Below are 26,257 nucleotides of genomic sequence, written 5' to 3'. Positions count from 1 at the left end.
GCGGCCGCCCGCGCTTTTCGTAGACTGGGGGTACGGGGGCGGTCATGGACGAGACACCTTGGGAGATCCTGGAGACCCGCACGCTGTCCGAAGACCCGGTGCGGATCGTGCACGAGCGGCTGCGCACCCACACCGGAGCGCTGCTCGACTACTACTACCAGCCGCGGCCCATCCGGGTCGTCTTCGCGCTGCCGCTGACCCCCCGCGGCACCGCGCTGCTCATCCGTCAGTACCGCCACCCCACGCGCAGGCGCCTGGTCGAGGTGCCCGCGGGCAAGGTGGACCCGGACGAGTCGCTGGAAGCGGCGGTCCGCCGCGAACTGAAGGAAGAACTCGGCGCCGAGGTCGGCGAGCTCGTGCGCTTCCCGGCCTTCTACCCCCAGCCCTCGTTCAACGCGGCCGTCTTCCACCCCTTCCTGGCGCTGGACGCGCGCGTGGTCGCCGACCCCGAGCTGGAGGGGGGCGAGCTCATCGAGCCCCTGGAGCTTCCCCTCTGCGAGGTCTACGAACTGCTCGACGGCGGCGGCATCGAGGACGCCTCGACCGCACTGACGCTGTTCTACGCGCGGCCCTGGCTCACCGCGCGCGGCCTGCTCAACCCCCGGCCCTGAGGTGAAGCCACAGGCGCACGATCAGCGGCGCGGCGAGCAGGATCGTGACCACCCGCACGAAGTGCATGGTGGCCACGACCGCGCCCTGGCCTCCCTCCTCGGCGGCCACCAGGCTCATCACGCTGATCCCGCCGGGGGTGAAGCCGAAGAGCGCGGTCGCGGCGTCCAGCCATCCCATCCGGACCGCCAGGGCGGCCAGCGAAAACCCGAAGACCAGAAAGCCCAGGGCTCCCATCAGCGCGAGCGGCAGCACCGTCCGCAGCATCGGCAGCAGCGAGCGGTCGGCGCTCAGCCCGATCATCACGCCCACCGCGATCTGAACGAGCACCTCGAGCCCGACGGGCATGACGGCCCGCACCGGCTGGGTGAAGTTGAACAGCGCCGTCGCCAGCATCGCCCCCACCACCGCCCCGCCGGGCAGGTGCACCCTCCAGGCCAGCCAGCCGCCCAGACCGCCCCAAACGGCCGCAGCAATCAATCCGTTCATACCCTTTAGCCTACGCCCGCGGGTGACGCGACCCGGAAAAAACGCTAAAATGAGGAGCGGGAAGGGAGCACGGTCGCGCCCCTTCGGGGGTGAGGAAAGTCCGGGCACCGGAGGGCAGGGTGCCAGGTAACGCCTGGGCGCCGCAAGGCGACGGAAAGTGCCACAGAAAGCAGACCGCCGATCCGCTCCCCTCGTGGAGGTCATGGAGGCAAGGGTGAAACGGTGGGGTAAGAGCCCACCAGCGCCCCGGGAGACCGGGGCGGCTCGGTAAACCCCACCCGGTGCAAGGCCAGTTAGGCAGGAAGGGCTCGCCCGGCCCGTCAGCACCTGCGGGTTGGCCGCTCGAGGCCGGCGGCGACGCCGGTCCCAGATAGATGACCGTGCACGACAGAACCCGGCTTACATCCCTTCCCGCCCCCCGGCTCCGCCGGGGGTTTTCTGTGGACGCTGTGGACGGCCTGTGGACAAGCCTGTGGACAAACCCCCGGGAACCGTGATTTTTCCGTGGGGGACGGCGCTGCCGCCATCCCGTGCTGTGCACAAGTGGGTATTCGTGGTGATTTGTGGTAAATCGTGGCATTTTAGGGGTACTCCGTGGTAAACTAGGCCTCAGTAGCCTAGCGGCGAGCTTATCGGAAGCGGTATCAAGCTCGGTACAACCCGCCCGCAGGCTCACTGGAAAGGGTCGGGATGTCGAAGCGGATTCCCAGCGGTGAACACCCAGTCAGCCTCGACGGCAAGGGCCGCGTGGTCATCCCCGTGCCCTTCCGCGAGTACCTGCGGGACGGGCTGGTGCTCACCCGCGGCTTCGAGGGCGGCATCGACGTGATCACCCTCGCCGACTGGGCCAAGCTGGAGGAGCGGCTCGAGGGGCTGCCCCTCACCGACCCCGCCACCCGGAACTTCGTGCGCTTCTATTACGCCCCCGCCCAGAAGACCAAGCTGGACGGTCAGGGGCGGGTGCTCATTCCCCCGACGCTGCGCCGTTTCGCCGGGTTGACCGACCGCGCCGTGGTCACCGGCGTGATGGACCGTATTGAGATCTGGGACGAGGGCCGCTTCTTCGAGCACCTCGAAAAGACCCGGGAGACCCCATTCGTTCCCGAATCGCTGAGGGACATCGTGATTTGACGGTGATGACGTTGACCGAAACGACCCATGAACCCGTGCTCTTGCACGAATCGCTCGACCTCCTGAACGTCCAACCCGAAGGGGTGTACGTCGACGCCACCTTCGGTGGGGGCGGTCACACCCGGGGGATCGTCGAGCGCGGCGGCCAGGTGGTGGCCATCGACCAGGATCCGGATGCCCACGAACGCGCGGAACGGCTCGGGGGAGTTGCCATCCGGTTCGTGCGGTCGAACTTCCGCGACCTGGAAGCCGTGCTCGATGCCCTAGGCGTGCCGTCCGTGCAGGGCATCCTCGCCGACCTGGGGGTGTCCAGCTACCACTTCGACGATCCCGAACGCGGTTTCAGTTACCAGCGCGAGGGCCCGCTCGACATGCGCATGGGACGCGAGGGGCCCACGGCCGCCGAGGTGGTCAACACCCTCGGCGAGGAGGAGCTCGCCGAGCTGATCTGGCGCTACGGCGAGGAGCGCGCCAGCCGCCGCATCGCCCGCGCCATCGTGGAGGCGCGGCGTCAGGCGCCCATCACGACAACGACACAGCTCGCCGAGGTCGTGCGCCGGGCCGTCGGCTTCCGCAAGGCCGGCCACCCCGCGCGCAAGACCTTCCAGGCGCTCAGGATCTACGTCAACGACGAACTGGGGGCGCTCGAGGCGCTGCTGCAGGCGGCGGGCCGGGTGCTCGCGCCCGGCGGCCGCCTCGTCGTGATCAGCTTCCACTCGATGGAGGACCGCATCGTCAAGCACTTCCTCAAGGGTGATCCGCGCTTCCGGGTGCTGACGAAGAGGCCGCTCGTGCCCGGTCCCCAGGAGGCCGCGCGCAACCCCCGCGCCCGGAGCGCGAAGTTGAGGGCAGGTGAGCGGATATGAACCGGGTCGCACTGCGTTGGGGCTACCTCTACCTGGTGGTGCTGCTGCTCGTCAGCGGTTTGGGCCTGATGGCGCAGAAGGAGCGGATGCAGCTGCAGGACTACCGCAACCGCTACGCGCAGCTCGAGCGTGACCGCGCGGCCCTGCTGCGCGACTACCAAGCGCGCCTCTCCAACCGGGCGGTGGCGCGCTGGGCCGAGTCCCAGGGCATGGTGCCGATGAGCGAGGGGCGGTGGGCGGAGTGAACGCCGCCAGCGTCCAGCGCGTATGGGCGCTGACCTTCCTGCTCGCCGCCTGGGCGGCGCTGCTCTCCATGGGCCTGGCGAGCATCCTGCGCACGGCGCCGCTGCCCAGCAGCGGCTGGCCCGAGCCCGCACGTCCGCAGCCGGTGGTGCCGCCCCGCGGCGCGATCTACGCGGCCGACGGCACCCCGCTCGCCCTCAGCCTGCAAAACGGCGACCGCGTCTACCCCATGGGCTCGCTCGCCGGCCAGGTCGTGGGCTACGTCAAGGGCAAGCGCGATCCCGAGAGTGGCCGCATCAACACCGCGGGCGAGCTCGAGGCCGGTCAGGCCGGCGCGGAACGCGCCATGGAAGGCCGGCTCAGCCGCGCGGGGGACGTCTACCTGACGATCGATCCGGCGTTGCAGACCTTCGCCGAGGAGGCGCTCTGGAAAGGCGTCGAAGCCAGCGGGGCCGAGTGGGGAACGGCGATCGTCATGGAAACGAAGAGCGGCCGCCTGCTGGCCGTGGCCAACGCCCCCGCCTTCGACCCCGGGGCGCCCCGCGGGGCCCCGGGCGACGACCCGCGGCTCACCAACTACGCCTTCGAACGGCTGATCGAACCGGGCTCGACGATGAAGGCGCTCACCGCGGCCACCCTGCTGCAGGCGGGCGCCGCGCGCATGGACGACGTCGTCGACGCGCCGATGCGGCGCAAGGTGGCCGACCGCACGATCCGCGACGTCGTCCGCCACCCGCCCCGGCTCAGCCTGGCCCAGGTCCTCGCCTACTCCTCGAACGTGGGGATGAGTACCTTCGCCGAGCGCCTCGACGCGCGCACCCTGACCGGCTACCACCGGAAGCTGCACCTCTACGACGCCGACCTGCTGCCGGGATTCCGCGTCTGGGCCCCGCTCTACCGCCCCCCCGAGCAGGTGGGCGAGGTGGAGCTGGCCAACCTCTCGTTCGGCCAGGGGCTCTCGGTGACGCCGCTGCACCTGGCCGCGGCCTTCAACACCCTGGCCAACGACGGCGTCTACGTCCCCCCGGCGCTGGTGGAGCCGGTGGGCGGGCCGCGGACCGAGCGGGTCTTCCGTCCCGAGGTCGCCCGCGAGCTGCGCGCGGTGCTGAGCGAGTTCAACGCTCCCCGGGCGCGCCTGCGCGGCTACGACCTGGGCGGCAAGACGGGCACGGCCCAGATCTCCACCGGCCGCGGTTACGAAGACTCGGAAACCTACGCCGCCCTCTACGCCGGCTTCGTGCCCGCCGGGCAGCCCCGGGTCACCGTGCTGGTGGTGCTCTACCGCCCGCAGACCTCCATCTTCGGCTCCAAGGTGGCCGCGCCCATCTTCCGCGAGATCGCCGCGCGCGCCCTCGCCTATTGGGGGGTAGCGCCCGCTTCGGTTAGACTGGGTAGTGGTGAGTAAGTTGTGTATGATGTGCAAATGACGCAGACCAGAGAGGTCTCGCCGGCGCTGCTGGCGCGGGTGCTCGGCGGCCGCCTCGGCCGTGAGGCCCGGCCCGCCCGCGACCTGGTGTGGGACTCGCGCGCGGTGGAGCCGGGCGCGGCCTTCGTGGCGCTTCCGGGCGCGCGCGCCCACGGCGAAACCTATGCGGAGGACGCGCTGGCCCGCGGCGCCGCGCTGGTGATCGGGCCGCGGGCGCGGGACCGGGGCCTACAGGTCGACGACCCCTACCGCGCCCTGCTGCGGCTGGGGCGCTGGCTGCGCAGCGGCTTTCCGGGCGTGGTGGCGGGCGTCAGCGGATCCGTGGGCAAGACCTCGACCAAGGAGGCGCTGGCCCGGGCCCTGGACTGGCCCGCGACCGAGGGCAACCTCAACACCCCGCCGGCGCTGGCGCGCTTCTTCTGGCACCTGGAACCCGACCGTCCGGGCGCGGTGGTCGAGCTCGGCATCGACCGTCCCGGCGAGATGGACGAGCTGCTCGAGCTGACCGCGCCCGACCTGGGCGTCCTGACCGCGGTGGCCCCGGTGCACCTGGAGGGCCTGGGCCGCCTCGAGAACGTGGCGCGGGAAAAGCTGAAGCTGCTCGAAGCCAGCCCCCTGCGGCTGGCCCACGTGGAGCTGCGCCGCTGGGAGCTCCCCGAAGGCACCCGCACCTTCGGCTTCGACCGCGCAGCCGACTTCGCCGGCGAAGCTCTGGAGCTCGGCTGCACCGGCACGCGCTTCCGCTACGCCGGAAGGACGCTGCGGCTCGGCGTCCTGGGTCGGGGGGCGGCGCTGGCCGCGCTGGCGGCGCTGGCGACCGCAGAGCTCTTGGGCCGGGACGTCATCGAAGCGGCCGAACGCCTGGAAACCCTGAAACCCACCCCCGGACGGCTCGAGCCCCTGCGCGTCGGCTCGACGCTCTGGCTCAACGACAGCTACAACGCCAGCCCCAGGGCGCTGGAGGCGGCGCTCGAGGTGCTGGCCCGCTGCCCGGGGCCCCGGGGCGTGGTGCTGGGCACGATGCGCGAGCTCGGGTCCGAGGCCGAGCGCTGGCACCTGGAGGCGGCCGAACGCGTCATGGCCGCCGCGGACCGCGCCCTCTTCGTCGGCGAGTTCGCCGCGGCGATGGCGGCGGGAAGGCCCGGCGCGACGGCCGTGACGAACGTCGAGGAGGCCCTCGACCTGCTGCCCGGGTGGGCGCGCGGGCTGTCGAGCGTGCTCGTCAAGGGCTCGCGGGCGCTGGCCCTGGAACGGCTGCTGGAGGTCGTCGGTGCGTAGCCTGGCCGCCCTGTTCTTGCTCGCCGCGCTCGCGGGCTGCGCTCCGCAGACGGCGCAGCGCGGCGAAAGCGCCGCCCTCGTCTTCCCCGGCGGCGTGGTGCAGGGCCGCTGGGTCGAGACCGCGGGAGGGAGCTTCCCGCTTCCGGCGCCGCCGCTGGACGTCGACGCCGGCGAAGGGGGGCTCGAGGTGCTCTACCCCTACGTCTGGCAACGCTACCAGGGCGGCGAGCTGGCGGCGAGCTACGACCTGCCGGCGCGCGCGCGGACGATCCGCGCCCGCCCCGAGCCGGTCGTGCTGCTCGAAGACGGCCTCTACACCCCCGAGTCGGGCTGGCGCGCCTTTCCCGCCCGCGACGCGGTGCGCACCGCCCAGGGAACCTTCTGGGTGAACGACGAGGGGCTCTGGCGCGGGCCGGACCGCCTGCGCGACGGCGACTTCGAACGGGTGGTCGCCCTGGGGCGCGGGGTGCTGGCCCTGGGGCGGGGGCGCGCCCTCCTCTGGCCCGCCGAGCGGGAGCTCGAGCTGCCCGAGGACTGGACGGCCGCCGACGTCGCCGGCGACCTCTACCTGCTCACCCCGGCCGGGGTGCACCGCTACGACCCCGAGGGTTACGAGCTCGGCTTCTACGCCGGCGCGTTTCGCGACCTGGCGGCGAGCCGCCGCGCGGGCGTGTGGCTGCTGACGCCGGAGGGGGAGCCGGTCCACCTGACCCTGGAACTGGAGGAAGCATGGTAGCGGCCGCCGCCTTGCTGAGCTGGTTCCTGGTGGGGCTGCAGGCGGCGCTGATGCGCAGCTTCGGCGTAGGCAAGACGGTGCGCTCCGACGGCCCCGAAAGCCACCTGGCCAAGGCCGGTACCCCGAGCATGGGCGGCGTCGCCTTCACCCTGGCCGCGGGCGCCCTCTACCTGCTCGCGGGCGCGGACCCGCTCGCGCCGGTGTTTCTGCTGGCGGCCGGCTACGGGCTGCTGGGCCTCGCCGACGACCTGGGCGGGCTCTACGGCCGCCCGCTGAAGGCGCGGGAAAAGCTGGCGCTGCAGCTGCTCATGGCGCTCGTCTTCGCCGGCTACGCCCTCCGCGTCGTGAGCTACACCCCCTGGACCGGGCTGGACTTCGTGCTGATCGTCGTCGCGGTCGTGGGGGCGGCCAACGCCTTCAACTTCACCGACGGCCTCGACGGCCTGGCCGCGGGGGTGACCGCGGTAATCCTGCTGCCCTTCCTGAACCTGCCGCTGGCGCAGGTCTTCGTCGGGGCGCTGCTCGGCTTCCTCTGGCACAACGCCCCCAAGGCCCGCATCTTCATGGGCGACGCCGGGAGCCAGCTGCTGGGCGCGCTGGTGGCGGGGCTGTTCGTCCTCGAGGGCAAGGCCTGGTACCTGCCGCTCGCGGCGATCGTACCGGTGCTCGAGGTGCTCTCGGTCGTCGTGCAGGTCGCCTGGTTCCGCCGCAGCGGCCGCCGCCTGCTGCGGATGGCACCGCTGCACCACCACTTCGAGCTCTCGGGCTGGAGCGAGGCCAAGGTGGTCTTCCGCTTCGTCGTCGTCACCGCCGTGGCCACGGCGCTGGCGGTGCAGCTGTGGGGAGGTGGCGGGTGACGCTCGTCTACGGCCTGGGGCGCAGCGGTCTGGGCGTGCTGCGCTTTCTCGCGCGCCGGGGCCGCGCCGCCTGCTTCCACGACGACCGGCCCCGCCCCGCGGACCTCGCTGCGGCGCGGGCGCTGGGGTTCGCCGCCTGCGACCCCGAGCCGGGCCGCTTCCGGACCGTGATCGCCGCCCCCGGCGTACCCATCGACCACCCCGCGCTGGTCGCGCTCGAGCGCGCCGGGGCCGAGGTGATCGGCGAGGTGGAGCTGGCCTGGCGGGAGACCGGCCTGCCCCTGGTGGGCGTGACCGGCACGGCCGGCAAGACGACGACGACGGTCTTCACCGCGCGGCTGCTCGAGGAGCTGGGCGTCGCCGCGGCGGCAGCGGGCAACATCGACCCGCCCCTGGTCGAGGTGGCCGACCGCCCCGGGCTCGAGGCGGCGGTGGTGGAGCTCTCCAGCTTCCAGCTCGAACGCGTCCGCGCCTTCCGGCCGCGGGTGGCCGTGCTGCTGAACCTGGGCACCGACCACCTCGACCGTCACGGCAGCCTGGAACGCTACCACGCCGCCAAGCTGCGCCTGCTCGCCAACCTGACGCCGGAGGACGCGATCGTCTACAACGCCGCCGACCCGCGCGTACGCGCCGCCGCCGAGGGCTCTCCGGCGCGCCTCGTGCCCTTCGAGCCCGCCACCGAGCCGCGCGCGACCAACGCCCGCGCCGCCGCGCTGGCCGCCGCCGCCTTGGCCGGGTCGCTGGGGCGCGCGGCCGACCCCGGCGCCCTCGAAGCACGGGCGCTGGAGCTGCCGGCCGTCCCCGGGCGTTTCGAAACCGTAGGCCGGGTGGGCGACGTCGTCGTGATCGACGACTCGATCGCCACCCGCACCGAGGCGGTGCAAGCCGCCTTGCAGGCGGCGCCGGCGCCGGTGGCCTGGATCGTGGGCGGCGAGGACAAGGGGGCCGACCTGGGTGCGCTCGAGCCCGTCGTGCGCGAGCGCGTGGCGCTGGTGCTGGCCATCGGCCGCGACGGCCCCCGCTTCGCGCGCGCCTTCACGCCGTACGCGCGCACCGTGGTGATCGAGGAACCCGAGGGGCCGCGCGCGCTCGAACGGGCGCTCGAGGCCGCCCTGGCCGCGGGCGGGGTGGCGAGCGTGCTGCTCGCCCCGCTGGCCGCCTCCTTCGACCAGTTCGAGGACTACAAGCACCGCAGCCGCGCCTTCCGCGAGGCGCTCGTGCGGGTGGGGGGTGAGGCGTGGACCGCATCCTGATCCTCGCCCAGCTCCTGCTCATGGGGTTCTCGGTGCTCGGCATCGCCGCCGGCGCCCCCGCGCTGATGGAGCGCCACCTGCTCACCCTGGGCGTCGCCTTCGCGGGCACCCTGGCGGCGGCGCTGGTGCCCCCGCGCTGGATCATCGCCCAGGCGCGCTGGCTCTACGCGCTCGGCCTCGTCGCCCTGGTGGCCGTGCTCGTCGTGGGCCGCGGCCCCGCGGGCCAGGAAGAGGTGCGCCGCTGGTTCCAGCTGGGGGCCTTCTCGCTGCAGCCCTCCGAGTTCATGAAGATCGCGCTGGTGGCCTACCTGGCCTCGTTCTTCAGCCGCCGCGGTACCGACTACCCGATCATCGGCCCGGTGGTGGCCATCGGCCTGGCCGCCGGCCTGGTCGCGGTCGAGCCCGACCTGGGCACGGCGCTCTTCCTGCTCTTCCTGGCGGCCTTCATCCTGATCATCATCGGCGTGCCCTTCCGCCGGCTGATCGCCATCGGCCTGCTGGTGACGCTGATCGTGGCCAGCATCCACGGCGTCTTCCTGAACAAGTTCGAGTACATCACCGACCGGGTCGACGCCTGGCGGGTCATGAACCTGGACCCGACGCTGCTCGAGCGCTGGGAGCCCGACCGCGCCGAGCGCATCCGGAACGCCATCTACCAGCCCGAGCGGGCGCGCCTCGTCCTGCGCGCCGCCGGACCCCTGGGGCACGGCCCCAGCGCCGAGTTGCCCACCAACCTGCCCGAGCGCCAGAACGACATGATCTTCGCCGTCATCACCTATGCGGGGGGCTGGATCGGCGCGGGGATGCTGCTCCTCGCCTACGGCCTCGTCTTCGCGCGCGGCATGCAGATCGCCACCCGCAGCACCGGCGCCCTGAGCGTGATGGCGCTGGGGCTTACGGGCTACCTGACGGGTCAGGCGCTGATGAACGTCGCGGTGACGATGGCCATCGTGCCGGTCACCGGCATCTCCATGCCCATGGTCAGCGCCGGCGGCAGCGGCCTGCTGGCGGCGGGCCTGGCCTTCGGGGTGCTGCACGCGAGCGCGCGGCGCATCGATCTGCCGGAGGTGCGCGCATGAAGGTCGTGGTCACCGGCGGCGGCAGCGGCGGCCACATCTTCCCCGCCCTGGCCGTGGCGTTGCGCCTCATCGAGCTGGGCCACGAGGTGAGCTACGTGGGCGCCGAGGGGGGGATGGAGACCCGGATCGTGCCCGAGGCGGGCATGCCCTTCCATGCGCTGCCGGCCGGGAAGTACAACCGCAGCACCCTGCAGCCGCGCGAGGCCTGGAAGGCGGTGCGCGGCCTCATGGCCGCCCGCGCCCTACTGCGCCGCCTGCGCCCGCGGGTCGTGCTCAGCACCGGAGGCTTCGCGGGCTTCCCCTTCGCCTTCGCCGCCGAGAACGCCGGGGTGCCGGTGGTGCTGCTGGAACAAAACGCCACCCTGGGGCTGGCCAACCGCTGGCTCGCCCCCCGCGCCCGCCGCATCGCCCTGGCCATGGACGTGAGCCTGCCCCGCAAGCTCGCCTTCAAGGCCCTGGTTACGGGCATGCCGGTACGCGAGGAGCGCCGCGAGGCGCGCGCGGCCAAGGAGGCGTTGGGTTTCGACCCCGAACGGCCCCTGCTGCTCGTCATGGGCGGCAGCCAGGGCTCGCTGGCGCTCAACCGCGCCCTGCCGGAGCTGCTCGAGCGCTACCTGGGGCGCTGGCAGGTGCTGCACCAGACGGGGGAGCGCGGCCTCGAGGCGGCCCGCGAACGGGTGCGGGGCCTCGCGGACTACCGGACCGAGGCCTTCGTGGACGCGATCCTCGCCTGGTCGGCCGCCGACGCGGCCGTGACCCGCGCGGGGGCGACGACGCTGGCCGAGGCCGCCTACCACGGCGTGCCGCTGCTGGCCGTACCCCTGCCCGCGGGCGTCGACGGCGGCGCCCAGGAACGCAACGCCCGCTTCTACGCCACCCGCGAAGCGGCGCTGGCGGCCGATCAGGAGAAGCCGGGCGAACTCGCCGCACAGCTCGAGCGCCTGCTCGAAGACGCCGAGCTGCGCGCCCGGCTGCGCGAGCACCTCGCCGAGCTCTCCCCCGCCGGCGCCACCGAGCGCCTGGCGCACCTGCTCTTGGAGGTGGCCGAATGAAGCACGTGCACTTCATGGGCATCGGCGGCGTGGGCATCAGCGCCCTAGCCTACGTGCTGCACCGCGAGGGCTGGAAGGTCTCGGGCTGCGACGCCCACCCCTCGGAGCTGGCGCGGCGCCTGGGCGAGCTGGGTGTCGAGGTACGCACCGGTCACGACCCCGCCCACCTCGAAGGTGTGGACGTGCTGGTGGCCTCGAACGCGGTGCCCGCGAACCACCCCGAGCGCCTGGCCGCGGCCCGTGCCGGCGTGCCGGTGATGGCGCGCATGCAGGTGCTCGCCGGCATCCTCGAGCGCGGCCGCTCGATCGGCGTCAGCGGCACCCACGGCAAGACGACGACGACCTCGATGATCGCCCACGTCTTCACCGAACTGGGCACCGACCCGGTGGTGCTCGTCGGCGCGGCCGTGCCCAGCCTGGGCGGCAACGCCCGCTGGGGCGCGGGCCGGCACCGCATCGCCGAGGTGGACGAGTCCGACCCCCTCTTCGCCGAAGTGGCCGTGGACCTGGCCGTGCTCACCAACCTGGAAGACGACCACGTGGCCGCGGGCGCCGCGCGCCAGACCTACCACGCCGACTACGCCAGCCTGCGGGCGGCGGCCCGCTCCTTCGCCGAACGCGCCGGCCGCGTGCTCTACAACGCCGACTGGGACGAGCTGGAAGCGCTCACGCAGGGGCTCGAGCGCGTCGGCTACGGCTTCGAGCGCGGCCGCTACCGCGCCGCAGACCTGCGGCTCGAGGCGGGCGGCAGCCGCTTCGTGCTGACCCACGACGGCGACCCGCTCGCCGAGGTGGAGCTCGCCGTCCCCGGCCGCCACAACGTCGAGAACGCCGTCGCCGCGCTGGCCGCGGCCCACCTGGAGAGGCTGGACCCCGCCCTGGCGGCGCGCGCCCTGGCCGGCTACAAGGGCGCGGCCCGCCGCTTCCAGACCACCGGCCACCTGCGCGGGGCCTGGGTCGTGGACGACTACGCCCACCACCCCACCGAGGTACGGGCCACCCTGGAGGCGGCCCGGGCCACCGGGAGGCGGGTGCGGGTCGTCTTCCAGCCCCACCGCTACCTGCGCACCCAGCAGATGTGGGCCCGCTTCGCCGAGGCGCTGCGGGGCGCCGACGAGGTCTGGGTCCTGGACGTCTACGCCGCCAGCGAGGAGCCCATCCCCGGGGTGAGCGGGGCGCTGATCGCCGACCGGCTGCGCGAGCTGGGGCACGAACGCGCCCGCTTCGCCGGCTGGGACGAGGTGCGGCGCACGCTGGCGGCGAGCGCCGAGGCGGGCGACCTGATCCTCACCATGGGCGCCGGCGACGTCTGGAAGCTGGGGCGCGAGCTCGTGGAGGGCGCGCGGTGAAGATCGAACGGCGCAACCTGGCCGAGTTCACCACCCTGGCCGTGGGCGGTCCGGCCGAGGTCTGGACGGTGGAGACGCCCGCGGACCTGGTGGAGGCCACGGCCGCTCCCTACCGCGTGCTGGGCAACGGCTCCAACCTGCTCGTCGCCGACGGCGGCGTGCCCGAGCGGGTGATCCGCCTGGGCGGCGTCTTCGCCCGCGGCACGCTGGGGCGGCCGCGGGCGGGCGCGACGGACCACCTCACGCCCTGGATCGGCGCCGGGGTGCTGCTGCCCGGCCTCGTGCAGGAAGCGGCCCGGCTCGGCCTCTCGGGTCTCGAGCCGCTCCTGGGCATCCCCGCGAGCATCGGCGGCGCGGTGCGCATGAACGCCGGCACCCGCTTCGGCGAAATGGCCGACGTACTCGAGGCCGTCGAGCTCTTCCACGACGGCGCCTTCCGCGTCCTCGACCCCGGCGAGCTGGGCTTCGGCTACCGCACGAGCCGCCTGCCCCAAGGGGCGATCGTGACCCGGGTGCGGCTGCGGCTCACCCCCGCGCCGGCGGCGGCCATCGAGGCCCGCATGGCCGAGGTGGACGCGGCGCGCAAGGGCCAGCCCAAGCGCAAGAGCGCCGGCTGCGCCTTCAAGAACCCGCCCGGCGACGCCGCCGGCCGCCTCATCGACGCGGCCGGGTTCAAGGGGCTGCGCGTGGGCGGGGCCATGGTCAGCCACGAGCACGGCAACTTCGTCGTCAACACCGGCGGGGCCCGTGCCGCGGACGTCTGGAAGCTGGTCAAACGCATCCAGGAAGAGCTGGGGCTCGAGTTAGAGTGGGAGGTATGGGGGGAGCTGCCGTGAGCCGGTTGGTGCTCGCCTTGCTGCTCGGCGCCACGCTCTACGTGGCCAGCCTGGTCGCCTGGCCCATCGAGCGGATCGAGGTGGTCGGCATCGCCCACCTCGAGCGCGCCCGGGTGCTCGAGGTCGCCGACCTCTACCCCGGCGATCCCTGGCTCTGGGCGACCTCGGGCAGGCTCGAAGCCCTGCGGAACGACCCCTGGGTGCTCGAGGCGCGGCTGGAGCGGCCGCGCGTGGGTGCGGTACGGATCGTGGTGCGCGAACGCGTACCGGTGGCCACGCTGGCGACCCCGGAAGGCTCCGTCGGTCTCGCGGCCGACGGCACCCGGCTGCCCGGCGCCGAACCCACCGGCCCGCTGATCGAGGGTTTCGGAAACGACCGCACCCTCGAGGCGCTGCAGATCGCCTCGCTCCTGCCCACGGCCGAGCGCATCGCCTACAACCCCGCGGGTTTTACCGTAGACTGGGAAGGAAGGCATCTTTGGATCCGCAACCTGGAAAACCTGCGGGTCTGGCTGCCGCGTGTGAACATGATACGGGGTAACGACGTAGCCATTTATTCCTGGGGGGTGAGCATCCGCCGATGAGCGATCGCATTATCGTTGGGTTGGACGTAGGGACCACCAAGGTCTGCACCGTTATAGGGGAACAGAGCGAGGACGGAATCCTCGACATCATCGGCGAGGGCACCGTCCCCTCGCAGGGTATGAAGCGCGGCGCAGTGGTCAACCTCGACAAGACCACCGAGGCCATCCGCGCCAGCGTCAAGCTGGCCGAACGCGTGGCCGGCGTGCCGGTGGAGCGCGTCTTCGTGGGCATCGCCGGCCCCCATATCAAGAGCGTGACCAGCCACGGGCTGGCGGCCATCCGCCGCGGCCACAGCATCGGCCCCGCCGACGTGGAGCGCGCCGTCGAGCAGGCCAAGGCCTACCCCTTCGACGGCGACTACGAACTGATCCACGCGCTGCCGCTGGAGTACCGCGTGGACGGCCAGGAAGGCATCAAGGACCCGCTCGGCATGGCCGGGGTGCGGCTCGAGGTGGACGTGCACCTGGTGGCCGCCGCCACCGGACCGCTCACCAACCTGCGCCGCGCCGTCGAGGCGGCGGGGCTCGAGATCGAGGGGCTGGTGCTCCAGTCCTACGCCTCCGGCCTCGCGGTGCTCACCCCCGAAGACCACGAGTCCACGGTCATGCTCGTCGACATCGGCGGCAGCACCACCGACGTCGCCGTCTTCCAGAACGGCCAGCTGGCGCATTCCTCGGTCATCCCCCTGGGGGGCGAGCAGGTGACCGGCGACATCGCCCAGCTGCTCAAGATCCCGCTCGAGGAAGCGGAGCGCATCAAGAAAAAGTACGGGGCGGCGCTCGTCGAGATGGCCGACCCCGACCTGATGCTCGAGATCAACCAGGACGGCAACCACGTGCGCGACGTGCCCGCGCCCGAGCTGGCCCACTACATCCGGCCGCGGGTACGCGAGATCCTGCTGCTCGCCCGGGGTGCGGTGGACGAGCAGCTGGGTCCGCTCGAGCTGACCGTGCACAAGGTCGTGCTCACGGGCGGCTCGGCGCTCTTGCGCGGGGTCGAGGAGCTCGCCTACCAGGAGTTCCACCTGCCCGTACGCCTGGGCCGCCCCGAAGGGCTTTCGGGCCTGGCCGACGTGGTCGCCTCGCCCGCCCACGCCACCGCGGTGGGGCTGGTGCACTTCGGCAGCAAGAGCGAACCGGCCAGCGTACCGGCACGGCGGACCCGCCGCGAACCCGCGCGCAGCGAACGCGAGCGCGAGGGCAAGGACGCGGGCATCTGGGAAAAAATCAAGGGGATCTTCGAAAACTTCTTCTAGGAGGCGGCATGCAGGGTGCAACGATCAAAGTCATTGGTTTGGGAGGGGCCGGCAACAACGCCGTGAACCGGATGATCGAGTCCGGGCTGCACGGCGTCGAGTTCATCGCCGGAAACACGGACGCGCAGGTGCTGGCGCGCTCGCTCGCGGACATCCGCATCCAGATGGGCGAGAAGCTGACGCGCGGCCTGGGGGCCGGGGCCAACCCCGAGATCGGCGAGAAGGCGGCGCTGGAGACGCGCGACCTCATCGCCGAACAGCTCGACGGGGCCGACCTGGTCTTCATCACCGCCGGCATGGGGGGCGGCACCGGCACCGGCAGCGCTCCGGTGGTGGCGGAGATCGCGCGCGAGATCGGGGCGCTCACCCTCGGCGTCGTCACCCGCCCCTTCCACTTCGAGGGACCCAAGCGCCGCCGCGTCGCCGAGGAGGGCATCAAGCGGCTGCGTGAGCGCGTGGACGCCATGGTCGTGGTCAACAACGACCGCCTGCTGGCCGCCGCCGACAGCAAGAAGATCGCCCTGCGCGAGGCCTTCCTGATGGCCGACCGGGTGCTCTACCACGGGGTCAAGGGCATCTCCGACGTGATCAACGCCCCGGGTGAGATCAACGTCGACTTCGCCGACCTGCGCAACATGCTCAACGGCGCCGGCCAGGTCCTCATGGGCATCGGTGCCGGCCGCGGCGAGAACCGCGTCCAGGAAGCCGCCCAGACCGCGATCAACTCCCCCCTGCTCGACCGCACCATCGAGGGCGCGCGCAACGTCCTGCTCAACGTCGTGGGCTCGGAAGAGCTCACCCTGGCCGAGGCCATCGAGGTGGCCGAGCGCGTCCGCGACGCCACCGGCATCGAGGACGTGGACGTCCTCTACGGCATCACCTACGACGACCGTGCCGCCGACGAGATGCGCATCGTGCTGATCGCCTCGGGCTTTTCCGAGGCCACGGTGATGCCCGCGAGCGCCGAGGGCTCGAGCGGCGCCTTCGACCCCAACGACCTGGAGATCCCCGCCTTCATCCGCTACGGCGACGAAGGCCCCGGCCGGCTCTAGCAACCACGATTCGCCAACTCGCCCCGGCCGCGGCCGGGGTTTTGGTTTTTCCAACCCACTCATACGCAGGCCGACTGGACACTACGGTCAGGCGCCCCTACCCGCATGCCGGTGCCCAAGTCGGCGGGTCACTTCGAACAACTAAGGGAGAGATAGTATGCTATACTCATTACACTATCCGCTACCGTCCCTTCCTCGTCATAACGCCAGGCTTTGGATTGGAGGAGGTTATGAAAAAGGTCATTGGAGTTCTCTCTCTCTTGGATTCTGGCCCTGGGGCTGCTCGCCGGGTGCAGCGGTGAGCCTTCGGCGGGGCGGGACGACCCGCGGGCGGTAGCGGAGCCGGTGCCGGTGGTGGCGGCGCAGGCGCTGACCCTACGCTTCGGGCTGGGCCGCGAGGTGAGCCTGCAGGAGGTGGGGGATCAGGACGCGGCCTCGCTCTTGGTGGAGGACGTGGACGGTTACCCGCTGGTGTATCTGACCGTATTAGGTCCCGAGGCCCACGGCGGCTTCTGGAAAGCCGCAAGGGCGGCGGTAAGCGCGGGGGAAGGACACTACCTGGTGACTACGGGGGCGAGCACCCTCTACTCCCCCACCCTGTTCGCGGATACGGGTACCGACACGCTGGAGCACCTGCTCGCTGTAGTGGATGCGCTGGGTGGCGAGGCGCAGGTGGCGCGGCTGGTGGGCTTCGGCGATCCGGGGCGGTACTACCTGGCCGACCGGGAGGGAAGGTTCTACGACGGCTACACCGGGGAGGCGGTGAGCGCGGAAGAGGTGGCCGAGTTGAGCGAGAGCTTCCACGGTACGGTGGAGCGGCTGGCCGAGGACGAGGACTACCGGGAAGAGATGGCGCACGTCTGGGCCTGCTTGCTGGGCGAGGCGGGAGAAGACGAGTGCATGGCCGAGGACGCCTCGGCGGAGGCCCTGGAAGCCCGCCAGGCCGAAGCGGAGCTGCTGAGCCGGCTGGGTTACGACCCGGTGAGCGTGCAGGGGATGGAAGTAAGGCCCCAGGCGGCGGGGATGGGCCTGGCCGGGATGACCGGAGCCGACGGGGAGCTGGACTTCGTAAAGGCGCAAGAGGTGATCGCGCAGGGCGGAGCCGGGAATTTCAGTAACTACGAGGAGGTCTCGCCCCAGTGGCGGAAGAAGTATTGTGCGGGGTGGTTCTGCTACGGGGAGTACTGGGTGCTGGAGGCGCGGGACAAGGATACGAACAAGGTTAGAAAAGACTACGAGTGGCATACGGTGGGAGGGAACTGGCAAGACTGGAGGAGCTACGGCTACAGGTGGAAGGACTACTTCGACAGCGGTCACAACGACCAATACCCACCCAACGCACCCGACGGCGGCTACTACGAGGGGTATGACCACTTCCCACGCCAGTTTAGAGATTCCAACTGGAAGAACTTTACTTACTGGCACGTGACGGACCCCAGCGGGCCCCATCAGGGCTTGCCCATTGGCTGCGGACCCGCGGCTTTCATTCGCTTGGCCGCGTGGTACCAGTTCGAACGCAATCAGTACCGCGGGTGGGCGAATATCAATTGGTACGGCGGCTCCATACCCAACCTATCGAACGGATCCATTTCCAGCTGGTACTACATGTTTCGTAAGAACAGCTGGCTAGGCGGACGAATGCTGGCTTTCCGCAAGCAAAACTACGGAGGAAGCAAGATCTACTACCCGGATCTCATCGTCAAGATGGGGACGAAGGCCATCTCGGGACAGGGCCTAACGACACCTCGCGGATTCTTCAACGGAGGAAACGCCTGGCTGGACGAACGCGGCTCGTGGTTCAATCTCCGTGGAGCATGGTACTACGGTTCACCCACGACTTCCGTCCGCTGGAGCATGTACAGTTTAGCCATGGATAGCATCGGCGTCAGGGGTGTACCGGGTGTCGCGCTCTACCACGTCGAGCCAACGGCTCTTGGGGAACACTACGCGCCGACGCTGGAAGGCAGGCTCTACAACTGGCGCACCACGGCTGAGGTACTGGTGCGGATACCATGGTACGAAACCGGCGGGCGCTACGACGGCAAGTTCCTGAACATCACCGGCATTTTGCCCACGCCACGTGCAGGAGGTTACTATGCGTTTAAGTAAAACCCTTGGAAAAGGCTTGGCGCTGGCCGCGTTGGCGACGTTGCTGGCCGGGTTGCTCACGGCCTGCCCGCAGGTGGTGGTGGGGTGGATCGATCTGACGGCCAACGCGATCAATAGCGACCGCTGCGACGACGGGATCAAGGCCGTGATCGAGGTCGAGGAAGGCTCGCTCATCGCTCATCCCATCGACCCAGGAGAAACGGAAGAGATCTACGGAGCCGGTGCGTACTGGGTTTGGGTGAAGCCGGGACACGTGTACACCATACGTTTCCAGACCACCCGCGCTTTCGACGCCAACGCCGCGAACGAAACCCTCACCGTCAAGGCCTACTGCATGCGCAAGAACACCGAGCCGGGGCTGAGCGAACGCACCTTCGACGCAGACCTGTTTCTTACCGAAGCGGGGGTCGTCGACACGAAGATCACCGTTTGGGATACCGGCACGGATTCCGACTATACGGTCACCTCGCCGGGACTGATGATTGACTACCCCCATCCTTAGGTGAATTCGACCGGTGCGGGTCTCCCCGGCGATCCGCACCGGCAACGGGCATCCGAACTTTTATCTGCGCACGGCGATGCGTCCCTCGGAGCTGCGTTCGTCCCCCTGCGCAACGGCTGATGCCGCGCGGCCGGCCAGGAAGGGTTGAGGAAGGGGCCATTGGAGAAGGAGGGGATCGCACGAGGGGTATGCGCTCGAACCGAGGAGCGGACCAAGGCTTCGGCAAACGGCCCGGGCCGGTCGGTAGTCGGCTACCTTTAGCGGCGCGGTTGCTCCTGGGGCTGCTGGCGCTCGGGCTTACCGCCTGCCCGCAGACGAAGGCACCTGGGGGTTTGGGGTTCGGCATCTACGCCACCAACACCGAGCGGTGCGACGACGGGATCAAGGTGCAGGTGGAGTTCGATACCTACGGTCTCTCGAGGGGGCCCGCCGCCAACGTGCCCGAGGACGAGAACGTGTACGGGGGCGGGGCCGACTGGCTCTGGGTCAAGCCCGGCAAGGTGGGGTGGATGGGCTGGGCGGACGACCCCTACGACCGGGCGGTCCCCGGAGGTCCGCTGCGCATCACCGCCTGGTGCATGCGGGTGGGAAAGGATCCGGGGAAGAGCGTGCGAGTCTTTTCCTTGGATGATTATATTGAGTCCTCCGGGGTAATCGCTACGAATTTCATGGTGCGCGACATGAGCGTCGACCCCGACACCACGAGCTACCCGGGGTACACCGAGGTGACCACGCCCGCGCCGAGCATCTTCGACTGGGGGGAGTGGTGCGACCTGGGAGTGCCGGGGGATTGTACGGACGTGGAGTGAGCTTTCGCCGCTCCCCGGGGAAACCTAGAGGGCGGGTCTACGACCCGCCCTTTCCCGTCAAATCCTAAGCGTTCTTGCCGTGGCAGTGCTTGTACTTCTTGCCGCTGCCGCACCAGCAGGGGTCGTTGCGCCCGATCTTCTTCTTGGGCTCCTGGCGTTTGCCGCCGCGCTTGCCGGCCGCGGCCTTGGCGTCGGCCTTGACCGGTTGGGGTTTCTTTTCGGGCACGGGGACGTAGACCTGCGGCTTGGGCGGCTCGGCCTCCACCTTGAGGCGGAAGAAGAACTTGGCCGACTCGCTCTTGATGTGGGCGATCATCTCGTTGAAGAGGCGGGTCGCCTCGAACTTGTACTCCTGGAAGGGGTCCTTCTGGGCGTAGGAGCGCAGGCCGATACCCTGGCGCAGCACGTCGAGGTTGTGCAGGTGCTCCTTCCAGTCGGAGTCGACGATGGAGAGGATGACGAAGCGCTCCACCGCGCGCATGACCTGGGGGCTCAGCTCCTGCTCGCGCTCCTCGTAAAAGCCGAACGCCGCCTCCACCACCTTGTCGATCGCCTCGGGAGCCTCGAGCCCGCGCAGCGCCTCGAAGTCGTAGTTCTCGAAGGCGGGCACGATGTCCACCAGGGCGAGCTTCAGGCCGTCGAGGTCCCAGTCGTCCTTGTGGATCTCGGGGTTGAGGTAGTTCTCGGCCACGGCGGCCACGGTGTCCTCCACCATGGCGAGCGCCGCCTCCTTGACCTCCTCGTCCTTGCCCAGGAGGACCATGCGCCGCTGCTCGTAGATGACCTCGCGCTGGCGCGCCATCACGTCGTCGAACTGCAAGAGCTGCTTGCGGATGCCGAAGTTGCGGTCCTCGACGCGCTTCTGCGCCCGCTCGATGGCGCCGGTGACCATCTTGTGCTCGATCGGCTCGGAGTCGTCGAAGCCCATGCGGTCGAGCATGCTCACCACGCGGTCGGAGGCGAAGAGGCGCATCAGCTCGTCGTCAAAGGAGACGTAGAAGCGGCTCTCGCCCGGGTCGCCCTGGCGGCCCGAACGGCCGCGCAGCTGGTTGTCGATGCGGCGCGACTCGTGGCGTTCGGTACCGATGATGGCGAGGCCGCCCAGCTCCTTGACCCGCTGCTCGTCGATCTTGGCCTCTTCGCTGATCTTCTTGATCTCCTCGATCGTCTCGGCGGGGACCTCGAGCTCGGCGGCGAGCTTCCTGGCCTCGTCCTCTTCGCCCTGGATCAGCTTCTTGACGAAGAGCTCGACCTTCCACTCGTAGCGGTCGAGGCCCTGCTTCTCGAGGATGTTCTTGGCGATCTCCTCGGGGTTGCCGCCAAGCTTGATGTCGGTGCCGCGCCCGGCCATGTTGGTGGCGATGGTGATGGTACCCGAACGGCCCGCCTGGGCCACGATCTCGGCTTCCTTCTCGTGGTACTTGGCGTTGAGCACCTGGTGGGGAATCCCCTTGCGGATGATCTCGAGCGTGTGCACCGCCAGTTTCAACTGCTCCCAGGCGTCGGCCAGGTTGCCTCCGGCGCCCTGGAAGAGGGGCGCGAATTCCTCGAGCGTCTTCTCGCGCAGGTTGGCGGGCCGCGCCAGGGCCTTCTTCAGTTTCTCCCACTCCGGCCCCGACTTCTTCTGAACCGCCTTGAGCAGCAGGTTGACGCGCATCTCCACGCGCGGCAGGTAGTAGCGCGGCTCGCGCAGCATCGCCGAGAGGCGCTCGGACTTGTCGATGTTGATCGTGCCCACGAGGACCGGCTGACCCTTCTCGTAGCGCTGGGCGATCTCCTCGACGACGGACATGAACTTGCCCTGCTCGGTGCGGTAGACCACGTCGGCGTGGTCCTGGCGGATGACCGGGCGGTTGGTCGGCACGACGATGACGTCCATGCCGTAGATCTCCTGAAACTCCTTCTCCTCGGTCTTGGCCGTGCCGGTCATGCCCGCGGTCTTGTCGTACTGGCGGAAGAAGTTCTGGTAGGTGATCGTGGCCAGCGTCTGGTTCTCGCGCTCGATCTTGACGCCTTCCTTGGCCTCGATGGCCTGGTGCAGCCCCTCGCCGAAGCGGCGGCCCGGCATCAGGCGGCCGGTGAACTCGTCCACGATGATGACCTGGCCGTCCTGGACGATGTAGTCCTGATCGCGGTGGTACAGCTCCTTGGCCCGAATCGCCTGGATGAGCATGTGGGCCTTCTCCATGTTCTCGGGGCTGAAGAGGCCGGGGATGCCGAGCAGCTTCTCGGCGCGCTCGATGCCGCGTTCGGTGAGCTGGACGTGGCGCTGCTTTTCCTCGATGGTGTAGTCGCCCGTGGGCTCCTTGTCCTTCTCGCCCGGCTCGGGCTTCTCGCCGCGCTCGAGCTTGAGGGCCACCTCGGCCATCCGGTAGTAGAGGTCGGTGGCCTTCTCGGCGGGACCGGAGATGATCAGCGGGGTGCGCGCCTCGTCGATGAGGATCGAGTCGACCTCGTCCACGATGGCGTAGTGGAGCGGGTGGTCGTGGCGCAGCACCAGCTGGTCGGGGCTGAGCGACATGTTGTCGCGCAGGTAGTCGAAGCCGAGCTCGGAGTTGGTGACGTAAGTGATGTCGGCCAGGTAGGCCTTGCGCCGCTCGGGCGGCGGGGTGTCGTGCTGGATCACCCCCACCTCCAGCCCCAACCCGTGGTAGACGGGGCGCATCCACTCGGCGTCGCGCCGGGCCAGATAGTCGTTCACCGTGACCAGGTGCACCCCCTTGCCGGTGAGGGCGTTGAGGGCCACGGGCAGCGTGGCCACGAGGGTCTTCCCCTCGCCCGTCTTCATCTCGGCGATGCGGCCGTCGTGCAGCACCGCGCCGCCGACGAGCTGGACGTCGTAGGGGCGCAGGCCCAGGAAACGCCGCGCCGACTCGCGGGCGAGCGCGAAGACCCAGGGCAGCAGCTCGTCGAGCGGCTTGCCGTTTTCGTGCTGCTGGCGGGCCTCGGCGTAGGCGGCGGCCAGATCGTCGATCTTCTGGACCTCCGCCTCGAGGGCGTTGGTGGGCTCGACGACCTGGCGGAAGTAGCGCTGCACTTCGCGGTCGTTGTTGTCGAAGAGTTTTTTGAGAAGACCCAGCATAACTTATCGCATTCTAAGCTTTGAAGATGAGAAGGGCCAGCTAGACCGCCTCGCCCAGGGGCCAGTAGGGCTCGGCGGAGACCGTGATGGGGTCGGCACGCCCTTCGCGCGCCCAGCGGCGGGCGGCGGCCAGGGCGATCATGGCGCCGTTGTCGGAGGTCAGGCCCGGCGGGGGCAGGTGCACCTCGAGCCCCGTCGCCGCGAGCGCCGTGCGCAGCGCCCGGTTGGCGGCGACGCCGCCGGCCACCACGACCCGGCGGACTCCGGTGTCGCGCGCCGCGCGCTCGAGGGTGCCCACCAGCGAGGCCACGGCCACCCGCTGGAAGCCCGCGGCGATGTCGGCGGGCGCGTAGCCCTCGCTCTTAAACCGCACCGCGGCGGTCTTGAGACCGGAAAAGCTGAAGTCGTACCCCGCACGGCCGCGCATGGGCACGCTGAAGGGCACCGCGTGCGCGTCTCCTTCGCGGGCGAGTCGTTCGATCTCGGGGCCGCCGGGGTAGCCGAGGCCCAGCGTGCGGGCGACCTTGTCGAAGGCCTCGCCGGCGGCGTCGTCGCGGGTGGCGCCGAGCAGCTGGTACCGCCCCCACGCCTCCACGCGGTAGAGGTGGGTGTGCCCGCCGGAGGCGATCAGCACCAGAAAGGGCGGCTCCACCTCCCCCGAAGCGAGCGCCCCGTGCAGATGGCCTTCCAGGTGGTGCACGCCCAGGAAGGGCTTCCCCAGCGACCAGGCCAGCCCCTTGGCGTAGCCCAGCCCCACGAGCAGCGGGCCGACCAAGCCGGGGCCGCGGGTGGCGGCCACCAGGTCGAGCGCCTGGGGGCGGACCCCGGCCTCTTCCAGGGCGCGGGCCACGAGCCGGTCGAGCACCTGGGTGTGCTCCCGGCTGGCCAGCTCGGGCACCACCCCGCCGTATTCGGCGTGCAGCAAGGTCTGCGACGCCACCAGGTTCACGCGGACCCGGCCGTCCTGCACCAGGCCCACGCCGGTGTCGTCGCAGCTGGTTTCGATGCCGAGCACGAGCACGTTCCCCATTCTAGCGAATATGTGCTAAAGTGTACATTCCGTGGAGCTCGCGGAGTACCACACCCTCACAACCCTGCCGACCCCTGCGGGCCCGCTCTGGATCAAACGCGGGGCCCCTGGACTGGAGGACCCGGCCTACCGGGCGCTGGCCGAGGCCGTCGAGCCCCGGGGAGCACGGGCGATCGACCTCAACCCGGGGGTGGGCGTCGCGTTGCTGCCGCTGCTGGCCGCGGGGCTCGAGGTGGACGCCTGGGAGGACCGCCGCTCGGCCCTGCGCGCGCTGGAGGCGAGCGCCGCGGAGCATCCGGGCCTGCGGGTGCGCGCCGCCCTGCCCTGGCAGGTTCCCGAGGCGGCCTACGGCACGGCCCTGCTCGTCTTCGGGGCCGATCGCGGCAATGCCTGGGTGCGCGCCCAGCTCCTGGCCGCCGCGCGGGCGCTCGAGCCCGGCGGGCTGCTCTGGGTGGCCGGCGACAAGAAGCTGGGCTTCGAACGCTACCTCGGCTGGGCGCGCGAGCTCGTCGGCGACGGCGAGGTGGTCGCGCGGGCCAAAGGGGTGCGCGTCGCCGTCCTGGAACGCTCGTCCCGCCCGGCTCCGGAGGCGCCCGCCGAGCCCGCTCCCCTGGAGGCCGAACTTCGCGGGCGGCGGCTGACCTTCTGGGTCTGGCCCGGCGTCTTCTCCGCGGACGCGGTGGACCCCGCCTCCTGCCTGCTCCTCGAACACCTGCCCGGGGACGTCGGGGGGGCCGAGGTGCTCGACCTGGGCGCGGGCTACGGTGCGCTCAGCCTGCCGCTCGCCCGGGAGGGCGCCCGGGTAACGCTGCTGGAACACCAGCTCGCTTCGGTCTGGAGCGCCCGGCGCAGCCTTCAGGCCGCCGGTCTGTCGGCGGCGGTGCATCACTCCGACGTGGATGAAGCTTTGCAAGAAAACGAAGTTTATGATATAGTAGTATCAAACCCCCCCTTCCATGTTGGGGGTCGCGTTGTTTTGGACGTAGCCGAGGCTTTCGTGGCCGCAGCCCATCGACGTACACGACCTGGAGGTCGGTTTTACCTGGTGGCCAACCCGTTTCTAAAATACGAAGTCTGGATGCACGACCGGTTCGGCAACGTGCGCACGTTGCACGCTGGCCGCTACAAAGTGCTGCTTGCCGTAAAGCAACCCTGACCGTGCCGACGCCGCACGACCGGGAGGTGACCCGCTTGAGCAAGAAGAAGACCGAAGAAAAGGCCGTTGCCGTGCTGGACGAGGCGCCCAAGAAGACCGCGCCCAAGAGCGGCGCGAAGAAGAAAACCGCCGCGAAGGCGGCCCCCAAAGCCAAGAAGCCTGCGGCCGCGAAGAAGACCACCGCGGCCAGCTCCAAGCCGTCCCGAAGCAAGAAAGCCAAGACCGCCTCCGCCAAGGAGGAACCGGCGCCGGCCGAAGCCGCCGTCGTCGAGCCCGAGGCCGAGCCGGAAGTGCTCGAGCCCATCCTCGACGAAGAAGAAGTCGTGGCCGAGGCCGCCACCGAAGCACCCATCGAAGAAGAAGTGATTGCCAAACCCGAAGAACCCGTAACCATCGCGACCCGGGTCTCCACCTCGGACCCGGTGCGGCAGTACCTGCACGAGATCGGGCAGGTGCCGCTGCTGACGCTGGAAGAAGAAATCGACCTGGCGCGCCGCGTCGAAGAAGGCGAGGCCGCCGTGGAGCGGCTGGCCGAGTTCACCGGCCTGGAAGCCGACCTGATCAAGAAGGTCATCCGCGCCCAGGTGCGCCACGGCGGCCGCGTGCCCCACATCCCCGGCTACGAGGCCGAGCGGGTGGACGAGGACACCATCCAGGCCGTGGACGCCCGCCTGCGGGCGCTGCCCAAGCCGCAGAAGCGCTACCTGCACATCGCCCGCGACGGCGAGATCGCCCGCCAGCACCTGATCGAGGCCAACCTGCGGCTCGTCGTCTCCATCGCCAAGAAGTACACCGGCCGCGGGCTCTCCTTCCTCGACCTCATCCAGGAGGGCAACCAGGGCCTGATCCGCGCCGTCGAGAAGTTCGAGTACAAGCGGCGCTACAAGTTCTCCACCTACGCCACCTGGTGGATCCGCCAGGCCATCAACCGCGCCATCGCCGACCAGGCGCGCACGATCCGCATTCCGGTGCACATGGTGGAGACGATCAACAAGCTCACCCGCACCGCCCGCCAGCTGCAGCAGGAGCTGGGCCGCGAGGCCACCTACGCCGAGATCGCCGACGCCATGGGCCCCGGCTGGGACGCCAAGAAGGTGGAGGAAACCTTCAAGATCGCCCAGGAGCCGGTGAGCCTGGAAACGCCGATCGGCGACGAGAAGGACTCGTTCTACGGCGACTTCATCCCCGACGAACACCTGGCCAGCCCGGTGGACTCCGCCGCTCAGAGCCTGCTCTCGGAGGAGCTGGAAAAAGCCCTCTCCAAACTCTCCGAGCGCGAGGCCATGGTGCTGAAGCTGCGCAAGGGGCTGATCGACGGCCGCGAGCACACCCTCGAGGAGGTGGGCGCCTACTTCGGCGTCACCCGCGAGCGCATCCGCCAGATCGAGAACAAGGCGCTGCGCAAGCTCAAGTACCACGAGTCCCGCACCCGCAAGCTGCGCGACTTCCTCGACTAATCTTCCTGACACCGCA

General features: G+C 70.3%; 24 protein-coding genes and 1 other RNA gene. 22 read left to right on the top strand and 3 right to left on the bottom strand.

Annotation, left to right across the window (positions count from 1 at the left end):
* Positions 1–44 precede the first annotated feature (44 nt).
* Positions 45–611 carry an NUDIX hydrolase gene (locus HNQ05_RS01880; protein ID WP_147148360.1) on the top strand — a complete coding sequence of 189 codons (567 nt, stop codon included), beginning with the start codon at positions 45–47 and terminating at the stop codon, positions 609–611.
* On the opposite strand, the gene HNQ05_RS01875 is transcribed toward HNQ05_RS01880, so the two are convergent.
* Complete coding sequence (locus HNQ05_RS01875; RefSeq protein WP_147148357.1) at positions 595–1,098, bottom strand: AbrB family transcriptional regulator; 504 nt, start codon at positions 1,096–1,098, stop codon at positions 595–597. The two genes, HNQ05_RS01880 and HNQ05_RS01875, sit on opposite strands and share 17 nt — an antisense overlap.
* A 57-nt stretch (positions 1,099–1,155) precedes the next feature.
* On the opposite strand from HNQ05_RS01875, the gene rnpB reads away from it, so the two are divergent.
* The 19 genes from rnpB (at position 1,156) to HNQ05_RS01780 (ending at position 19,516) form a co-directional block, all read left to right on the top strand.
* An RNA gene (gene rnpB / locus HNQ05_RS01870) (RNase P RNA component class A) lies at positions 1,156–1,516 on the top strand.
* A 272-nt stretch (positions 1,517–1,788) separates the two neighbouring features.
* Entirely contained in the window at positions 1,789–2,229 is a 441-nt protein-coding gene (mraZ, locus tag HNQ05_RS01865; RefSeq protein ID WP_147148355.1) for a division/cell wall cluster transcriptional repressor MraZ, read from the top strand.
* 5 nt (positions 2,230–2,234) lie between these two features.
* Positions 2,235–3,095, top strand: a complete 861-nt coding sequence (gene rsmH / locus HNQ05_RS01860; RefSeq protein WP_147148353.1) for a 16S rRNA (cytosine(1402)-N(4))-methyltransferase RsmH — start codon at positions 2,235–2,237, stop codon at positions 3,093–3,095.
* Complete coding sequence (locus HNQ05_RS01855; RefSeq protein ID WP_147148351.1) at positions 3,092–3,340, top strand: hypothetical protein; 249 nt, start codon at positions 3,092–3,094, stop codon at positions 3,338–3,340. Before rsmH ends, HNQ05_RS01855 begins: the two co-directional genes overlap by 4 nt.
* Complete coding sequence (locus HNQ05_RS01850; RefSeq protein WP_147148348.1) at positions 3,337–4,743, top strand: peptidoglycan D,D-transpeptidase FtsI family protein; 1,407 nt, start codon at positions 3,337–3,339, stop codon at positions 4,741–4,743. The genes HNQ05_RS01855 and HNQ05_RS01850 overlap by 4 nt, the downstream gene beginning before the upstream one ends.
* An 18-nt stretch (positions 4,744–4,761) precedes the next feature.
* Positions 4,762–6,042 (top strand): UDP-N-acetylmuramoyl-tripeptide--D-alanyl-D-alanine ligase, encoded by a 1,281-nt coding sequence (locus HNQ05_RS01845; RefSeq protein ID WP_147148346.1) that lies wholly within the window; start codon positions 4,762–4,764, stop codon positions 6,040–6,042.
* Positions 6,035–6,778, top strand: coding sequence for a hypothetical protein (locus tag HNQ05_RS01840; RefSeq protein ID WP_147148344.1), 744 nt, complete (start codon positions 6,035–6,037; stop codon positions 6,776–6,778). Before HNQ05_RS01845 ends, HNQ05_RS01840 begins: the two co-directional genes overlap by 8 nt.
* Entirely contained in the window at positions 6,772–7,635 is an 864-nt protein-coding gene (locus tag HNQ05_RS01835; protein WP_147148343.1) for a phospho-N-acetylmuramoyl-pentapeptide-transferase, read from the top strand. Before HNQ05_RS01840 ends, HNQ05_RS01835 begins: the two co-directional genes overlap by 7 nt.
* On the top strand, positions 7,632–8,888 hold the full coding sequence (locus HNQ05_RS01830) for a Mur ligase family protein (protein ID WP_147148341.1): 1,257 nt from the start codon (positions 7,632–7,634) through the stop codon (positions 8,886–8,888). Before HNQ05_RS01835 ends, HNQ05_RS01830 begins: the two co-directional genes overlap by 4 nt.
* Positions 8,873–9,967, top strand: coding sequence for an FtsW/RodA/SpoVE family cell cycle protein (locus HNQ05_RS01825; protein WP_147148339.1), 1,095 nt, complete (start codon positions 8,873–8,875; stop codon positions 9,965–9,967). Before HNQ05_RS01830 ends, HNQ05_RS01825 begins: the two co-directional genes overlap by 16 nt.
* Positions 9,964–11,019 carry an undecaprenyldiphospho-muramoylpentapeptide beta-N-acetylglucosaminyltransferase gene (gene murG, locus HNQ05_RS01820; RefSeq protein ID WP_147148337.1) on the top strand — a complete coding sequence of 352 codons (1,056 nt, stop codon included), beginning with the start codon at positions 9,964–9,966 and terminating at the stop codon, positions 11,017–11,019. Before HNQ05_RS01825 ends, murG begins: the two co-directional genes overlap by 4 nt.
* Complete coding sequence (murC, locus tag HNQ05_RS01815) at positions 11,016–12,368, top strand: UDP-N-acetylmuramate--L-alanine ligase (protein ID WP_147148335.1); 1,353 nt, start codon at positions 11,016–11,018, stop codon at positions 12,366–12,368. The genes murG and murC overlap by 4 nt, the downstream gene beginning before the upstream one ends.
* Positions 12,365–13,204 (top strand): UDP-N-acetylmuramate dehydrogenase, encoded by an 840-nt coding sequence (locus HNQ05_RS01810; protein ID WP_147148333.1) that lies wholly within the window; start codon positions 12,365–12,367, stop codon positions 13,202–13,204. Before murC ends, HNQ05_RS01810 begins: the two co-directional genes overlap by 4 nt.
* Positions 13,201–13,788 carry a cell division protein FtsQ/DivIB gene (locus tag HNQ05_RS01805; RefSeq protein ID WP_246104129.1) on the top strand — a complete coding sequence of 196 codons (588 nt, stop codon included), beginning with the start codon at positions 13,201–13,203 and terminating at the stop codon, positions 13,786–13,788. Before HNQ05_RS01810 ends, HNQ05_RS01805 begins: the two co-directional genes overlap by 4 nt.
* Complete coding sequence (gene ftsA / locus HNQ05_RS01800; protein WP_147148329.1) at positions 13,785–15,044, top strand: cell division protein FtsA; 1,260 nt, start codon at positions 13,785–13,787, stop codon at positions 15,042–15,044. Before HNQ05_RS01805 ends, ftsA begins: the two co-directional genes overlap by 4 nt.
* An 8-nt stretch (positions 15,045–15,052) precedes the next feature.
* Positions 15,053–16,096: a cell division protein FtsZ gene (gene ftsZ / locus HNQ05_RS01795; RefSeq protein ID WP_147148327.1), complete on the top strand. Its 1,044-nt coding sequence runs from the start codon at positions 15,053–15,055 to the stop codon at positions 16,094–16,096.
* A gap of 243 nt (positions 16,097–16,339) precedes the next feature.
* The gene (locus tag HNQ05_RS01790) at positions 16,340–18,205 is read left to right on the top strand and encodes a hypothetical protein (RefSeq protein WP_147148325.1); all 1,866 of its coding nucleotides are present in this window, start codon (positions 16,340–16,342) and stop codon (positions 18,203–18,205) included.
* The gene (locus HNQ05_RS01785; protein WP_147148323.1) at positions 18,192–18,707 is read left to right on the top strand and encodes a hypothetical protein; all 516 of its coding nucleotides are present in this window, start codon (positions 18,192–18,194) and stop codon (positions 18,705–18,707) included. The genes HNQ05_RS01790 and HNQ05_RS01785 overlap by 14 nt, the downstream gene beginning before the upstream one ends.
* A gap of 269 nt (positions 18,708–18,976) precedes the next feature.
* Positions 18,977–19,516 (top strand): hypothetical protein, encoded by a 540-nt coding sequence (locus tag HNQ05_RS01780; protein WP_147148322.1) that lies wholly within the window; start codon positions 18,977–18,979, stop codon positions 19,514–19,516.
* Between the two features lie 64 nt (positions 19,517–19,580).
* On the opposite strand, the gene secA is transcribed toward HNQ05_RS01780, so the two are convergent.
* On the bottom strand, positions 19,581–22,598 hold the full coding sequence (gene secA / locus HNQ05_RS01775) for a preprotein translocase subunit SecA (protein WP_147148320.1): 3,018 nt from the start codon (positions 22,596–22,598) through the stop codon (positions 19,581–19,583).
* A gap of 40 nt (positions 22,599–22,638) precedes the next feature.
* A complete protein-coding gene (gene tsaD / locus HNQ05_RS01770) occupies positions 22,639–23,619 on the bottom strand; it encodes a tRNA (adenosine(37)-N6)-threonylcarbamoyltransferase complex transferase subunit TsaD (RefSeq protein WP_183677521.1) in 981 nt (326 codons plus the stop codon).
* 40 nt (positions 23,620–23,659) lie between these two features.
* On the opposite strand from tsaD, the gene HNQ05_RS01765 reads away from it, so the two are divergent.
* Both HNQ05_RS01765 and rpoD read left to right on the top strand, forming a co-directional pair.
* Positions 23,660–24,784, top strand: a complete 1,125-nt coding sequence (locus HNQ05_RS01765; RefSeq protein ID WP_147148317.1) for a class I SAM-dependent methyltransferase — start codon at positions 23,660–23,662, stop codon at positions 24,782–24,784.
* Positions 24,785–24,819: 35 nt separating this feature from the next.
* Complete coding sequence (gene rpoD, locus HNQ05_RS01760; RefSeq protein ID WP_221266618.1) at positions 24,820–26,241, top strand: RNA polymerase sigma factor RpoD; 1,422 nt, start codon at positions 24,820–24,822, stop codon at positions 26,239–26,241.
* The last annotated feature ends 16 nt before the right edge of the window (positions 26,242–26,257 follow it).

The sequence above is a fragment of the Oceanithermus desulfurans genome (assembly GCF_014201675.1).
In the GTDB taxonomy this organism is placed as follows: Bacteria; Deinococcota; Deinococci; order Deinococcales; family Marinithermaceae; genus Oceanithermus; species Oceanithermus desulfurans.
Note: the sequence above shows the minus strand (reverse complement) of the source record. Positions and strands in the feature narration are given on the sequence as shown.

What these genes read in the sequence shown, in the direction of transcription:
- ftsZ (WP_147148327.1), top strand. Translation starts at nt 15,053, where the DNA reads ATGCAGGGTGCAACGATCAAAGTCATTGGTTTGGGAGGGGCCGGCAAC.
- HNQ05_RS01875 (WP_147148357.1), bottom strand. Translation starts at nt 1,098, where the DNA reads ATGAACGGATTGATTGCTGCGGCCGTTTGGGGCGGTCTGGGCGGCTGG.
- rsmH (WP_147148353.1), top strand. Translation starts at nt 2,235, where the DNA reads ATGACGTTGACCGAAACGACCCATGAACCCGTGCTCTTGCACGAATCG.
- secA (WP_147148320.1), bottom strand. Translation starts at nt 22,598, where the DNA reads ATGCTGGGTCTTCTCAAAAAACTCTTCGACAACAACGACCGCGAAGTG.
- ftsA (WP_147148329.1), top strand. Translation starts at nt 13,785, where the DNA reads ATGAGCGATCGCATTATCGTTGGGTTGGACGTAGGGACCACCAAGGTC.
- murG (WP_147148337.1), top strand. Translation starts at nt 9,964, where the DNA reads ATGAAGGTCGTGGTCACCGGCGGCGGCAGCGGCGGCCACATCTTCCCC.
- HNQ05_RS01785 (WP_147148323.1), top strand. Translation starts at nt 18,192, where the DNA reads ATGCGTTTAAGTAAAACCCTTGGAAAAGGCTTGGCGCTGGCCGCGTTG.
- HNQ05_RS01880 (WP_147148360.1), top strand. Translation starts at nt 45, where the DNA reads ATGGACGAGACACCTTGGGAGATCCTGGAGACCCGCACGCTGTCCGAA.
- HNQ05_RS01835 (WP_147148343.1), top strand. Translation starts at nt 6,772, where the DNA reads ATGGTAGCGGCCGCCGCCTTGCTGAGCTGGTTCCTGGTGGGGCTGCAG.
- mraZ (WP_147148355.1), top strand. Translation starts at nt 1,789, where the DNA reads ATGTCGAAGCGGATTCCCAGCGGTGAACACCCAGTCAGCCTCGACGGC.
- murC (WP_147148335.1), top strand. Translation starts at nt 11,016, where the DNA reads ATGAAGCACGTGCACTTCATGGGCATCGGCGGCGTGGGCATCAGCGCC.
- HNQ05_RS01855 (WP_147148351.1), top strand. Translation starts at nt 3,092, where the DNA reads ATGAACCGGGTCGCACTGCGTTGGGGCTACCTCTACCTGGTGGTGCTG.
- HNQ05_RS01845 (WP_147148346.1), top strand. Translation starts at nt 4,762, where the DNA reads ATGACGCAGACCAGAGAGGTCTCGCCGGCGCTGCTGGCGCGGGTGCTC.